The sequence below is a fragment of the Terrabacter sp. P2_E3 genome (assembly GCF_056403915.1).
Window position 1 is genome coordinate 1 of record NZ_JBFUEN010000026.1, and the last position, 12,306, is coordinate 12,306.

Here is a 12,306-nt window from a genome sequence, read left to right on the forward strand (position 1 = left end):
GGCGCCACGGGTGCGACGGCGGTTGCGGCTGCGGCGGGGGCGGCTCTCGCCACCCTCGGCGGCCGGCGTCTCACCGGCGTCGGACGAGCCTGACGAGCCGGACGAGCCGTTCGCCTCGGCGTCTCCGCGGCCGCGGTCCCAGCGCGAGCGCCCGCGGTCGCCACCGCGGTCACCGCGCTCACCCCGGTCACGGTCGCCGCGACCGGCTCCGGCGCCCGCGCCGGACTTGCCGTGGCGCTTGCCCGTCTCACCGAGGTCCTCGATCTCCTCGGCACCGAGGCCCGCGAGCTTCTGCTGCGAGCGACGCAGGCGGCCCTTGGCGTCGGTGGGGATGTCGAGGTCGCTGTAGAGGTGGTCGGAGCTCGAGTAGGTCTCCTGCGGCTCGGGGATGCCGAGGTCGAGCGTCTTGTTGATGAGCGCCCAGCGGTGCAGGTCGTCCCAGTCGACGAAGGTCACCGCGACGCCGGTGTTGCCGGCGCGGGCCGTGCGGCCGATGCGGTGCAGGTAGGTCTTCTCGTCCTCGGGGCACTGGTAGTTGATGACGTGCGTGACGTTCTCGACGTCGATGCCGCGGGCCGCGACGTCGGTGGCGACGAGGATGTCGACCTTGCCGTTGCGGAAGGCGCGCAGCGCCTGCTCGCGGGCACCCTGCCCGAGGTCACCGTGGATCGCGGCAGCCGCGAAGCCACGCTCGACGAGCTCGTCGGACACCTTGGCGGCGGTGCGCTTGGTCCGGCTGAAGATGATCGTCAGCCCCCGGCCGTTGGCCTGGAGCATGCGCGAGAGCATCTCGACCTTGTCCATGGCGTGCGCACGGTAGACGAACTGCTCGACGGCCTTGACCGTGTGGGCGTTCTCGTTCTCGTCGCCCATCGCGCGGATGTGCGTCGGCTGGGACATGTAGCGACGGGCGAGGGCCACGATGGCGCCCGGCATCGTCGCGGAGAAGAGCATCGTCTGGCGCGAGGCCGGCGTCAGCGACATGAGGGTCTCGACGTCCGGCAGGAAGCCGAGGTCGAGCATCTCGTCGGCCTCGTCGAGCACGACGGTGCGCGCCTGCGACAGGTCGAGGTGACCCTGCTTGGCCAGGTCGATGAGGCGGCCGGGCGTGCCGACGACGACCTCGACGCCCTTCTTGAGGGCCTCGATCTGCGGCTCGTAGGCGCGGCCGCCGTATACGGTGAGGACGCGGACGCCGCGCTTGCGGCCGGCCCGCTCGAGATCGCTCGCGACCTGGACGGCGAGCTCGCGCGTCGGGGCGACGGCGAGGGCCTGCGGCTTGCCCGGACGGGCCTGCTCGTCGAAGCCGGCGTCGCCGGGGGCGAGGACGCGGTTGAGGATCGGCACGCCGAACCCGAGGGTCTTGCCGGTGCCGGTCTTGGCCTGGCCGATGATGTCGTGGCCACCGAGGGCGACCGGCAGCGTCATCGCCTGGATGGGGAAGGGGTGGACGATCCCGTGCTCGGCGAGCGAGGCGACGATGTCGGGGTGGACGTCGAAGTCGGCGAAGGTCAGCTCGGGGGCGACCGGCTCCTCGGCCTCGGGGGTGAGCGGCTCGGCCGACTCGGTGGGGGCCTCGGGAGCCGTGTCCGCGACCGTCTCGGCGACGGTGGGCTCGGGCGCGTCCGTGGCGACCCCCGCGTCGGCGGGGGTCTCGTGGGGCTGGGTCATGGGCATCTCTCGATCGGCACGAGCACCCCGACGGTGCGGGAGCTCAGTGGCGCGTGACGGGCCGATCGGAGACTGTCAGGGACGGTGGGTGGCTCTCGCACTGCTTGGACGCGGCGCGGGCTCCACCGGTGCGCGGGGACTCCGCGAGCACCATCTGGGCAAACCATCGGGCCGACCGGGCACCGAGTTGTCAAGCCCAGTCTACCGGCATGCGGGCAGAACGCCCGAACTCCTTCACTAGATTGGGCGCATGAGCGACGACGCGACGCCCGGACCCCACGTCGACACGGACCATGGGAGCCGCGAGGAGAGCACCGACGAGCCCGGCTACCTCGCCGCCGTCACGGACCTGCTCGGTGCGCTCGCGTACGGCGAGCTGCGTGCCTTCAGCCAGCTGGCCAAGGACGCCGAGCTCGCGCCCACGCTGCATCACAAGTCGGCGCTCGCCGTCCTCGCCGCCCACGAGCTGAAGAACTACTCGGTGCTCACCGAGCGCCTCCAGTCCCTCGGCGTCGAGCCGGAGTCGGCCATGGAGCCGTTCGTGCCGGCGGTCGACGCCTTCCACGAGCGCACGGCAGCCTCCGACTTCCTCGAGGGACTCGTCAAGGCCTATGTCGGCGAGGGCATCGCCCAGGACTTCTACCGCGAGATCTCGCGCTACGTCGACGAGGACACGCGCGCGCTCGTCGTCAGCGTCCTCGAGGACACCGGTCAGGCCGACTTCGCGGTCACCGTCGTCCGCGAGGCCATCGCCGCCGACCCGCGCCTCGCGGGCCGGCTCGCGCTCTGGGGCCGTCGTCTCGTCGGCGAGGCCATCACCCAGGCCCAGCGCGTCGGCGTCGAGCGGGACGCGCTGGCCAGCATCCTCGTCGGGGCCCCCGGGCGCGCCGGGGCCGACCTGGCCGAGCTCGGCCGCATGTTCGCCCGTCTCACCGACGAGCACTCCCGCCGGATGGAGCGCCTCGGCCTGTCGGCCTGAGGGGGCGTATGCCGCCCTCCCGGCCACCGACGGATGCCGCGGTCCCTCGGACCGGGCGACACGGCATACGCCACGCGGTGGGCGGACATGCCGAAGGGCCCGACCGCGTGCGGTTGGGCCCTTCGGTCGTGCGGTCGGTCAGACCGACTTGTGGCTCATGCGGCCGTAGAGAACGATGATGATCGCCGCCACGATGGCGCCGAGGATCAGCGGGATCCACGCGATGCCTGAGTTGTTGGAGTAGCCGAGCTGGCGCACGACGAACGTCACGAGGACGTTGGCGACGATGCCGATGAGGATCGTCACGACGAGCGAGATGTTCTGCTTGCCGGGGAGGATCAGACGGCCGAGTGCACCGATGATGGCACCGACGATGATGGCCCCGATGATTGTTCCGATCATGTGACGCTCCTTCTGGCCGCCACAGGGGCGACCGTTTGGTCCGCGAGGGGTGCGGACAACACATGCGACGAGATCAATGTCCCATCGCGTGGGGCTGGTGTGGTGGATGTGGCGCCTGCCAATTCCACGGGGATTCGCCCGCGAGGGGACGAAGGGGACGAGCGACCCGGGTCGGGAGCCCGTCCGAAAGCATCAGCGCGTCTGGCGGTTGCCGGTGATCATGCCGTAGCCGACGATGAGCGCGGCTGCGACGACGACGCCGATCAGGCCGGAGATCCAGTCGATCCCCTTGGTGTCGTTGACACCGGTGGCCTTGTAGTAGATGAACGCGCCGATCAGGGAGCCGATGGCACCGAGGATGACGGTGAGCAGGACACTCATGTCCTGCTTCCCGGGGAGCACCAGCCGGGCGAGCGGTCCCACGATCGCACCCGCGACGAGGGCGGCAAGGATGGTTCCGATCATGTCTACGCTTCCTCCTTCGAGCCCGCAGGACGGGCGGCGACGACCCGGCGATCCCGGCTCGTTCCTCCACCTTGTACCCGCATGGTCGCTCCGGGCCACACCCCGACGGAGGACGTGTCGGGACGCCGGCTCGGCGGGCATGACGAAGGCCGCCGACCGTGGTGGTCGGCGGCCTTCGTCATGCCTGGACGGCCCGTCCTCGGGCTGTGGTCCTCCGGCGGGTCGCGGCGGTCGCCGTGGCCGGTATCGGGAATGTCGGCGGGGTCGTGCTCCTCGGACGCGTTCAATGAGCGCCGAAGCCGACGCCCGACTTGCGCTCGGCACCCGTCGTCACGTAGCCGATCGAGGCGGACGGGACCATGATGCGACCGCCCTTGTCATCGGTCAGCTCGAGGGCCTCGGAGCCGAGCGACGCCTTGACGGCGGCGAAGATCTCGTCGCTGCTCTGGGTCGTCTCGAAGGTGATCTCGCGTGCCACGTTCTGCACGCCGATGCGGACCTCCACGTCAAACCTGCTTTCTCAGTTCTGGTGGACGCGGTCGACCGCGTCCTGTCGTCACCTTAACGAGCCGGCGTGCCGACCGATTCCCTGGCCGCGCCGCCGGGCCTGTCGCCCTCGTCGCTGCGGCCGTCGCCCCGTCCGACGACCGGGAACGCACCGAAGCCGCGGCGGATAAGCGCAGCGGTGAGGCGCACGGCCGTCTCCTTGGAGAGCGTCGCCTCGTGGGTCAGCCAGTGGCGGGCCGACGTCTGCGCCAGGCCGACGAAGGCCACGCCGACGAGGACGGCCTCCTCCTGGTCCATCGAGGTCTCGCTGCGGATGATCTCGGCCATCGCCTCGGCGCACGTGAGGTCGATCTGGTCGAGACGGCGGCGCACCTCGGGCTCGTTGGCGAGGTCGGACTCGAAGATGAGCCGGAACGCCGCGCCCTCCTGGCCGACGAAGTCGAAGTAGGCGCGCGTCATCGTGTTGATGCGGGCCTTGTTGTCCGACAGGGCCAGGGCGTCGCGAACGAGCTGCTCGAGCTCGCCGGTGTGCTGGTCGATGAGCGCGAGGTAGAGCTCGAGCTTGCCGGGGAAGTGCTGGTAGAGCACCGGCTTGGACACCCCGGCCCGCGCGGCGATGTCGTCCATCGCGGCAGCGTGGTAGCCGTTCTCGACGAAGACGCCGAGAGCGGCGTCGAGCAGCTGGGCGCGCCGCTCCGATCGGGGCAGCCGCTGGCCGCGGCCCGGCGGGGTGGTCTCGTCTGCCATGCGGATCCTCTTCGGGTGTGGGCGCGTTGCTCGTCGGTCCTCGGCGTCCGCCCCCGCAGACGACCGTGTCCGTCTCACCATACCGAGCAGTACGGTGAGGGCATGTCGACGGATCCGCTGGTCAAGACGGGTCGGGCGCTCAGCAAGGCCGAGACGACGAGGTACGCCCGCCACGTGCTGCTGCCCGACGTGGGCCGGGACGGACAGGAGCGCCTGGCGGCCGCCCGGGTGCTCGTCGTCGGTGCCGGTGGTCTCGGGTCGCCCGCGCTGCTCTACCTCGCCGCCGCGGGGGTCGGCACGATCGGGGTCGTCGACGCCGACGTCGTGGACCTCACGAACCTCCACCGCCAGGTCATCCACTCGGACGCCGACATCGGTCGACTCAAGACCGAGTCCGCGGAGGCCGCCGTCCACCGCGTCAACCCGCACGTCGAGGTGGTCCGACACGACGTCGCGCTCGACTCGGCCAACGCCCTGGGGATCATCGGCGACTACGACCTCGTCGTCGACGGCACCGACAACTTCCCGACCCGCTACCTCGTCAACGACGCCTGCGTCATGCTCGGCAAGCCGCACGTGTGGGGCTCGATCCTCCGTTTCGACGGCCAGGTCTCGGTGTGGTGGGCCGGTCAGGGGCCGTGCTACCGCTGCGTCTTCCCCGACCCGCCGCCACCCGGCTCGGTGCCGAGCTGCGCCGAGGGCGGCGTGCTCGGGGTCCTGTGCGCCGCCATCGGGTCGATCCAGTCGACCGAGGCGATCAAGCTCCTGCTCGGCATCGGCGAGCCGCTCGTCGGCCGGCTCGTGGTCCACGACGCGCTGCGCCAGACCTGGGACACCCTGACGGTCCGGGCCGACCCCGAGTGCCCGGTCTGCGGCGACGAGCCGACCGTCACCGAGCTCATCGACTACGTCGAGTTCTGCGGCGTGCCCGGTGCCGCCGCCCACGACGAGGGCGACCTGCCGACGGTCACCGTCCACGACATGGTGGGCGAGCTCGCCGCCGACGAGCCGCCCCTGCTCGTCGACGTGCGCGGTGACGAGGAGCGGGCCATCGCCTCGATCCCCGGCGCCGTCGCGATTCACCTCGACCGCTTCCGGTCCGGGGAGGCGTTCGACGAGCTGCCCACGGACAGAAGGGTGCTCATCCACTGCAAGGTGGGTGGCCGATCGGCCGAGGCGACGCGGCTCGCGCTCCGCGCGGGGCTCACGGACGTCGCGAACGTCGAGGGCGGCATACTCGCCTACCTCCGGGAGATCGACCCGAGCCAACCCGAGTACTGAGAGGACGCCCGTGCCGCTGGAGGACCACGCCGAGCGCGTGCTCGACCTCGTCGCGACCATCCCCGAGGGGCGGGTGCTCGCCTACGGCGACATCGCCAAGCGACTCGGCGGCATGGGTCCGCGCACGGTCGGCACCGTGATGAGCCGCTACGGGTCCGACCTGCCGTGGTGGCGGGTCATCCGCTCCGACGGTCGGCCGCCGCAGGGGCTCGAGGACGAGGCCCTCGAGCACTGGCGGGCCGAGGGGACGCCCATGGTGGGCGGGCTCGTCGAGGGTGGCCGTGCCGACATGGGCCGCGCGCGCTGGGACTTCGGCGGAGCGCCGGCGGCGTCCGGTGCCGCCGGGGGAGCGGTGCCGCGCGGCGGCCTGCACCACATCGAGATCTGGGTCGACGACATCACCGCTGCCACGCGCGAGTGGGGCTGGCTGCTCGGACGACTCGGCTACCACCTCGGTGACGACTGGGGGCACGGACAGGCGTGGGAGCTCGGCTCGCTCTACGTCGTCGTCGAGGCCGGGCCCGACGTCGTCGCCGGACGCCATGAGCGCACCCGCGCGGGCCTGAACCACCTTGCCTTCCACGGCGGTTCGCGCGCCGAGGTCGACGCGCTCGTCGACGCCTGCGGCGAGGGCGGCTGGACGCTGATGTTCGCCGACACCCACCCGTATGCCGGTGGCCCGCAGCACTACGCCGCCTACCTCGAGAGCGGCGAGGGCTTCGAGGTCGAGGTCGTCGCGGCTGACACCTGACGCCGGATCCCGGACGCACGGCCCCGTCCGGACGTCGGGACCCCTGCCGGGACCTTCGGCCCTGCCGGTCGGGGCTGCGGCGCGTGAGGGTGGGAGAGCGGCCCGTGGCTGTGGGTCGCTCACGAGGGTGACGCCACGTCGTCAGCCAGGTCACCAAGGAGACGGTCCGATGGTCACGTCCACGTATGCCTCGGCGCCGGGCAGCGCGAGCACCGCGGTGACGGGGGCGGACCCGTCGTGGGCCCGCCTCTACCGGATCGGTGGGGTCTGCGCCGGTGTCTTCGTCGTCATGGTGACGGCCGGCATCGTCGTGGCCGTGGCGGCTCCGGCCGCGCCCACCGAGGGCGGCGAGGCCACGCTCGCCCACATCGCCGCGCACCGATCGCTCTACGTCGTCCAGCAGCAGCTGTGGCTCGTCCCGGGAGTCTTCGCCGCGGTGGTCTACCTGTCGCTCTTCCCGGCGCTCAAGCACCTCGACCGGAGCCTGGCCGCCCTGGGCACGGCCATCGGTGGCGGAGCCTGGGCACTCACCCTGACGATCCCCACGACGACGACGGGCGCACCGGCCCTCGTCCACCTCAGCGACCAGTTCGCCGTGGCCGGGCCCGCGCGTCGGCTCGCCCTCGCGACAGCGGCCGAGACGCTCATCGCCCAGAACCGCACGACGTCGGTCGTCGGGCCCCTGACGACCGTGGGCCTGCTCCTCGTCTCGGTCGTCATGCTGCGGGGGGTCTTCCCTCGCTGGGTGGCCTGGCTGGGGGTGGTCGCCGGGGTGCTCGGGATCGCGGCCGAGGCGCTGCGCACGGTCGTCGAGGGGTTCTACGTCGTCTACGGGGTCCTGCTGCCGATCTGGATGGCCGCAGTGGCCTGGCACCTCTACCGGCTCGGTCGCCAGAGAGTGGTCAAGACTTGATTTGTTCCAGACAAGTCGGGAGACTCGGGACATGACCGGAGCCGACGTCGAGGTGCAGCTGCGCGAGGCGGGTCTGCGCGTCACGCGCCAGCGCGTCGCCGTCCTCTCGGTCCTGCACGACCACCCGCACACCGACACCGACACCGTCATCCGCCGCGTCCGCGAGGTCGCCGGCGACGTGTCCCACCAGGCCGTCTACGACGTCCTGCGCGCCCTCACCGACGCCGGTCTCGTGCGCCGCATCCAGCCGACGGGCTCCGTCGCCCGCTACGAGGTGCGTGTCGGCGACAACCACCACCACGTGGTGTGCCGCTCGTGCGGTGCCATCGCCGACGTCGACTGCGCCGTCGGCCACGCCCCCTGCCTCACGGCATCCGACCCTCACGGATTCGTGATCGACGAGGCCGAGGTGACGTACTGGGGCATCTGCCCTGCGTGCGCCGCCGAGGCCGCCTCCTGAAGTTGCCCACCCCAGAAAGAGAAGGACGTCCTCGTGTCTGAGCTCAACCAGCCCAACGCCGAAGTCGGCGAGATGAACGAGCCCGAGGCCAGCAAGTGCCCCGTGGCCCACGACCGGTCGACCCGCCCCGCGGGCACGAGCAACGAGGACTGGTGGCCCAACCGCCTCGACCTCAAGATCCTCTCCAAGAACCCCGCGGTCGCCAACCCGCTCGGTGACGACTTCGACTACGCCGCGGCCTTCACCAGCCTCGACCTCGCCGCCGTGAAGGCCGACATCGCCGCCGTGCTCACCGACTCGCAGGACTGGTGGCCCGCCGACTTCGGCCACTACGGCCCCTTCATGATCCGCATGGCCTGGCACAGCGCGGGCACCTACCGCGTGCAGGACGGTCGCGGCGGCGCGGGCTCCGGCCAGCAGCGCTTCGCCCCGCTCAACTCCTGGCCCGACAACGGCAACCTCGACAAGGCCCGCCGCCTGCTGTGGCCGGTCAAGAAGAAGTACGGCCAGAAGCTCTCGTGGGCCGACCTCATGGTCCTCACCGGCAACGTCGCCCTCGAGACGATGGGCTTCGAGACGTTCGGGTTCGGCGGCGGACGCGAGGACGTCTGGGAGCCGGACGCCGACGTCTACTGGGGCTCGGAGGCCGAGTGGCTCGGCGACGAGCGCTACACCGGTGACCGTGACCTCGAGAACCCCCTCGCCGCGGTCCAGATGGGCCTCATCTACGTCAACCCCGAGGGCCCCAACGGCAACCCGGACCCGCTCGCCGCGGCCCGCGACATCCGCGAGACCTTCGCACGCATGGCGATGAACGACGAGGAGACCGTCGCCCTCATCGCCGGTGGCCACACCTTCGGCAAGACGCACGGCGCGGCCGACCCGCTGGAGTACGTCGGCAAGGAGCCCGAGGCCGCCGGCCTCGAGGAGCAGGGCCTGGGCTGGAAGCAGTCCTTCGGCTCGGGCAAGGGCAAGGACGCGATCACCTCAGGCCTCGAGGTCACGTGGACGCCCACGCCGACGCAGTGGGACAACACCTTCTTCGACATGCTCTTCGGCCATGAGTGGGAGCTCTCCCAGAGCCCCGCCGGCGCGGCCCAGTGGGTCGCCAAGGACGCCGAGGCCATCATCCCGGCGCCCGACGAGGGCGGCGCCAAGCGACTGCCCACGATGCTGACGACCGACCTGTCGCTCCGGGTCGACCCGGCCTACGAGCAGATCTCCCGCCGCTTCCACGAGAACCCCGCCGAGTTCGCCGACGCCTTCGCCCGCGCGTGGTTCAAGCTGACCCACCGCGACATGGGCCCGGTGGAGCGCTACCTCGGCCCCGAGGTGCCGCAGGAGGAGCTGCTCTGGCAGGACCCGCTGCCCGCCGCCACCGGTCAGGCGATCGGCGCCGACGACGTCGCGACCCTCAAGCAGGCCATCGCCGACTCCGACCTCACCGTCACCCAGCTCGTCAAGGCCGCGTGGGCGTCCGCGTCGACCTTCCGCAGCAGCGACAAGCGCGGCGGCGCCAACGGTGCCCGCGTGCGCCTCGAGCCGCAGAGCGGCTGGGACGTCAACGACCCGGCCGAGCTCGCGACCGTCCTGCGCGCCCTCGAGGGCATCCAGGCCGACTTCAACGGTCGCGGCGGGGCCACCGTGTCGGTCGCCGACCTCATCGTCCTCGGCGGCAACGTCGCGGTCGAGCAGGCCGCTGCCGCAGGCGGCGTCACGGTCGAGGTGCCCTTCCGCGCCGGCCGCGTCGACGCCACGCAGGAGCAGACCGACGTCGAGTCGTTCGGCTACCTCGAGCCGAGGCACGACGGCTTCCGCAACTACGTCGGCAAGCCCGGCCGCGTGCCGGCCGAGTACCTCCTCGTCGACCGCGCCAACCTGCTCGGCCTCTCGGCCCCGCAGATGACGGTCCTCGTCGGCGGGCTGCGCGTCCTCGGCGCCAACACCGGTGGCTCGACGACCGGTGTCCTCACCGACCGCGTCGGCACGCTGACGAACGACTTCTTCGTCAACCTGCTCGAGCTCGGCACGACGTGGACCGCTGCGAACGAGGGCGGCGACACGTTCACCGCGACGAACGCCGCCGGCGAGCAGACGTGGACCGGCAGCCGCGTCGACCTGCTCTTCGGCTCCAACTCCGAGCTGCGCGCCCTCGCCGAGGTCTACGCGAGCGACGACGCCGCCGAGAAGTTCGTCCACGACTTCGTCGCTGCCTGGTCGCAGGTCATGGAGGCCGACCGCTTCGACGTCAGGTGACGGCCTGAAGCACCGCACGGGGCCCGGGATGGCGTATGCCGTCGCGGGCCCTTCGCGTGCCCGCTCGCGCCGCGGGCGGCTGGGTCGAGGTCGCGTCACCGAGGGCCTGGGCCCCGCCGAGGCAGGAGCGGGGCGCGTCCGCCGGGACGGGGCGGACGGCATACGCCATCGGGTCGTGCGCGGCTGTCGGTCGGGCGTGATGGAATCCTCCGGTGGTCATCCTCCGTCGAGCTCCCGCCCTCGCCCCGGCGCAGGTGCGGCTCGACGAGCGGCAGCAGGCCGCGCTCGACTCCTCGGCCCGGGTGCTGCGGGTCCTCGGCGGGCCGGGCACCGGCACGTCGACCGTCGCGGTCGAGCTCGTCGTCGACGCCGTGCGCCGTCAGGGGCTGCGGGCCGACTCGTGCCTCGTGCTCACCTCGAGCCGCAGCGCGGCCGGCGCGCTGCGCCAGCAGGTCACGGCGCGGCTCGGCGGCACGTCCACCGAGTCGCTCGCCCGGACGTGGCAGGCCTTCGGCTTCGGGGTGCTCCGGGCCGAGGCGGCGCTGCGCGGCGACCCACCGCCCCGGCTGCTCAACGGCCCCGAGCAGGACGTCATCCTGCGCGACCTGCTCGCCGGGCACGCGTCGGGGGAGGTGCGGGGGCCGGCATGGCCCGAGCAGCTGCGCGAGGCGCTGACGACCCGCGGCTTCCGCAACGAGCTGCGCGACCTGCTCATGCGCTCGGTCGAGCTGGGGCAGGGCCCGGACGATCTCGCTCGGCTCGCCGACGAGCACGACCGGCCCGAGTGGGCTGCGGCGGCGCACGTGCTGCGCGAGTACGACCAGGTCACCTCGTTCAGCCGGCACGGCTCCTACGACCCCGCGTGGGTGCTCACCGCGGTGGCCGAGCTGCTCGATGACGACCCGTCGGCACTCGACCGGCTGCACGAGCGCATCCGCCTCGTCGTCGTTGACGACGCCCAGGAGCTGACGTCGGCAGCGGCGCGGCTGCTGCGCGTCGTCGCCCGCGCCGGTGGCCCTCGGGTGGTCCTCCTCGGCGACCCCGACGTCGCCGTCCAGACCTTCCGCGGCGCCGACCCGCGCTTCCTCGCCGACGGCTGGACCGACCTCGCGGGGAGCGGGCGCGACCCCCGCTTCGTCGGCGGGCTCTTCGACCTCATCGACGACGCCGGTGACGGTGCGAGCGAGACCGTCGTCCTCGACCGGACCCACCGGCTCGGCGCGGCCATGGTGGGGGTGGCCGACCGGGTCTCGCGGCGCATCGGGGCGCTCGGCGGCGGCGAGCAGCGCCGGATGTCGTCGGCGACCGGCGACCCGTCGCGGGGCACCGTCGAGGTGGCCCTGCTGCGCTCCGCCGCCCAGGAGACGGCTCACGTCGCGGCCCTGCTGCGCCGGGCGCACCTCGTCGAGGGCGTGCCCTGGACCGACATGGCCGTCATCGTGCGCGGATCGGGCCGCGCCGACGCGATGCGTCGCCTGCTCGGGCAGGCCGGGGTGCCGGTCCAGGCCGGCAGCGCCGAGACTCCGGTCCGCGACGAGAGCGCGGTGCGCCCGCTGCTGCACCTGCTCGACGAGAGCATCGCCATCGCTCGCGCCGAGCACCGCGGCGACACCCACGTCATCGACCCCGTGCGGGCCGCCGACCTCGTGCTGTCCCCCGTCGGGGGGAGCGACACCGTCGGGCTGCGACGACTGCGACGGCTGCTCCGACAGGACGAGCTCGCCTCTGGCGGTGGGCGGTCCAGCGACGAGCTGCTCGCCGAGGTGCTCCAGTCGCAGCCCCGCGCCCGGATGCTCGGGTCGACCGCCCGGCCCGCCGAACGCATCGCGACGGCGCTCGCCGCCGGCGCCGCGGCGGCGCGCGTCGCCGACGAC

Annotated in this window: 13 protein-coding genes; 7 read left to right on the top strand and 6 right to left on the bottom strand. The window is 72.5% G+C overall.

Annotated elements, in window-relative coordinates; genetic code table 11:
• Positions 1-1,671: DEAD/DEAH box helicase (locus tag AC1DW8_RS22495; protein ID WP_478095932.1), on the bottom strand; the 1,671-nt coding region annotated here is incomplete at its 3' end.
• A gap of 250 nt (positions 1,672-1,921) precedes the next feature.
• On the opposite strand from AC1DW8_RS22495, the gene AC1DW8_RS22500 reads away from it, so the two are divergent.
• Positions 1,922-2,650: a ferritin-like fold-containing protein gene (locus AC1DW8_RS22500; RefSeq protein ID WP_478095933.1), complete on the top strand. Its 729-nt coding sequence runs from the start codon at positions 1,922-1,924 to the stop codon at positions 2,648-2,650.
• A 138-nt stretch (positions 2,651-2,788) separates the two neighbouring features.
• Here the strand turns inward: AC1DW8_RS22500 and AC1DW8_RS22505 are convergent, their stop codons facing one another.
• The 4 genes from AC1DW8_RS22505 to AC1DW8_RS22520 form a co-directional block, all read right to left on the bottom strand.
• The gene (locus tag AC1DW8_RS22505) at positions 2,789-3,052 is read right to left on the bottom strand and encodes a GlsB/YeaQ/YmgE family stress response membrane protein (protein WP_056770758.1); all 264 of its coding nucleotides are present in this window, start codon (positions 3,050-3,052) and stop codon (positions 2,789-2,791) included.
• Between the two features lie 192 nt (positions 3,053-3,244).
• Positions 3,245-3,517, bottom strand: a complete 273-nt coding sequence (locus AC1DW8_RS22510; protein ID WP_056770754.1) for a GlsB/YeaQ/YmgE family stress response membrane protein — start codon at positions 3,515-3,517, stop codon at positions 3,245-3,247.
• Positions 3,518-3,800: 283 nt separating this feature from the next.
• The gene (locus AC1DW8_RS22515) at positions 3,801-4,022 is read right to left on the bottom strand and encodes a DUF3107 domain-containing protein (RefSeq protein WP_026864027.1); all 222 of its coding nucleotides are present in this window, start codon (positions 4,020-4,022) and stop codon (positions 3,801-3,803) included.
• A gap of 56 nt (positions 4,023-4,078) precedes the next feature.
• Positions 4,079-4,771, bottom strand: coding sequence for a TetR/AcrR family transcriptional regulator (locus AC1DW8_RS22520; protein ID WP_478095934.1), 693 nt, complete (start codon positions 4,769-4,771; stop codon positions 4,079-4,081).
• A gap of 102 nt (positions 4,772-4,873) precedes the next feature.
• Between AC1DW8_RS22520 and moeB the strand changes: the two genes are divergently transcribed.
• The 5 genes from moeB (at position 4,874) to katG (ending at position 10,432) form a co-directional block, all read left to right on the top strand.
• Positions 4,874-6,052 (top strand): molybdopterin-synthase adenylyltransferase MoeB, encoded by a 1,179-nt coding sequence (moeB, locus tag AC1DW8_RS22525; protein ID WP_056821898.1) that lies wholly within the window; start codon positions 4,874-4,876, stop codon positions 6,050-6,052.
• A gap of 10 nt (positions 6,053-6,062) precedes the next feature.
• Positions 6,063-6,803 carry an MGMT family protein gene (locus tag AC1DW8_RS22530; RefSeq protein ID WP_082619347.1) on the top strand — a complete coding sequence of 247 codons (741 nt, stop codon included), beginning with the start codon at positions 6,063-6,065 and terminating at the stop codon, positions 6,801-6,803.
• A gap of 169 nt (positions 6,804-6,972) precedes the next feature.
• Positions 6,973-7,716 carry a DUF4386 family protein gene (locus tag AC1DW8_RS22535; protein WP_478095935.1) on the top strand — a complete coding sequence of 248 codons (744 nt, stop codon included), beginning with the start codon at positions 6,973-6,975 and terminating at the stop codon, positions 7,714-7,716.
• Between the two features lie 31 nt (positions 7,717-7,747).
• Positions 7,748-8,176, top strand: a complete 429-nt coding sequence (locus AC1DW8_RS22540; protein ID WP_056770740.1) for a Fur family transcriptional regulator — start codon at positions 7,748-7,750, stop codon at positions 8,174-8,176.
• 72 nt (positions 8,177-8,248) lie between these two features.
• Entirely contained in the window at positions 8,249-10,432 is a 2,184-nt protein-coding gene (gene katG, locus AC1DW8_RS22545; protein ID WP_235508555.1) for a catalase/peroxidase HPI, read from the top strand.
• Here the strand turns inward: katG and AC1DW8_RS22550 are convergent.
• A complete protein-coding gene (locus AC1DW8_RS22550; RefSeq protein ID WP_478095936.1) occupies positions 10,425-10,652 on the bottom strand; it encodes a hypothetical protein in 228 nt (75 codons plus the stop codon). The genes katG and AC1DW8_RS22550 overlap by 8 nt on opposite strands.
• Between AC1DW8_RS22550 and AC1DW8_RS22555 the strand changes: the two genes are divergently transcribed.
• The coding region (locus tag AC1DW8_RS22555) for a UvrD-helicase domain-containing protein (protein WP_478095937.1) at positions 10,645-12,306 on the top strand (1,662 nt) is incomplete at its 3' end. The genes AC1DW8_RS22550 and AC1DW8_RS22555 overlap by 8 nt on opposite strands.

Coding starts and splice junctions, on each gene's coding strand:
- AC1DW8_RS22505 (WP_056770758.1), bottom strand. CDS start 3,052: ATGATCGGAACAATCATCGGGGCCATCATCGTCGGTGCCATCATCGGT.
- AC1DW8_RS22520 (WP_478095934.1), bottom strand. CDS start 4,771: ATGGCAGACGAGACCACCCCGCCGGGCCGCGGCCAGCGGCTGCCCCGA.
- AC1DW8_RS22535 (WP_478095935.1), top strand. CDS start 6,973: ATGGTCACGTCCACGTATGCCTCGGCGCCGGGCAGCGCGAGCACCGCG.
- moeB (WP_056821898.1), top strand. CDS start 4,874: ATGTCGACGGATCCGCTGGTCAAGACGGGTCGGGCGCTCAGCAAGGCC.
- katG (WP_235508555.1), top strand. CDS start 8,249: ATGAACGAGCCCGAGGCCAGCAAGTGCCCCGTGGCCCACGACCGGTCG.
- AC1DW8_RS22500 (WP_478095933.1), top strand. CDS start 1,922: ATGAGCGACGACGCGACGCCCGGACCCCACGTCGACACGGACCATGGG.
- AC1DW8_RS22510 (WP_056770754.1), bottom strand. CDS start 3,517: ATGATCGGAACCATCCTTGCCGCCCTCGTCGCGGGTGCGATCGTGGGA.
- AC1DW8_RS22540 (WP_056770740.1), top strand. CDS start 7,748: ATGACCGGAGCCGACGTCGAGGTGCAGCTGCGCGAGGCGGGTCTGCGC.
- AC1DW8_RS22550 (WP_478095936.1), bottom strand. CDS start 10,652: ATGACCACCGGAGGATTCCATCACGCCCGACCGACAGCCGCGCACGAC.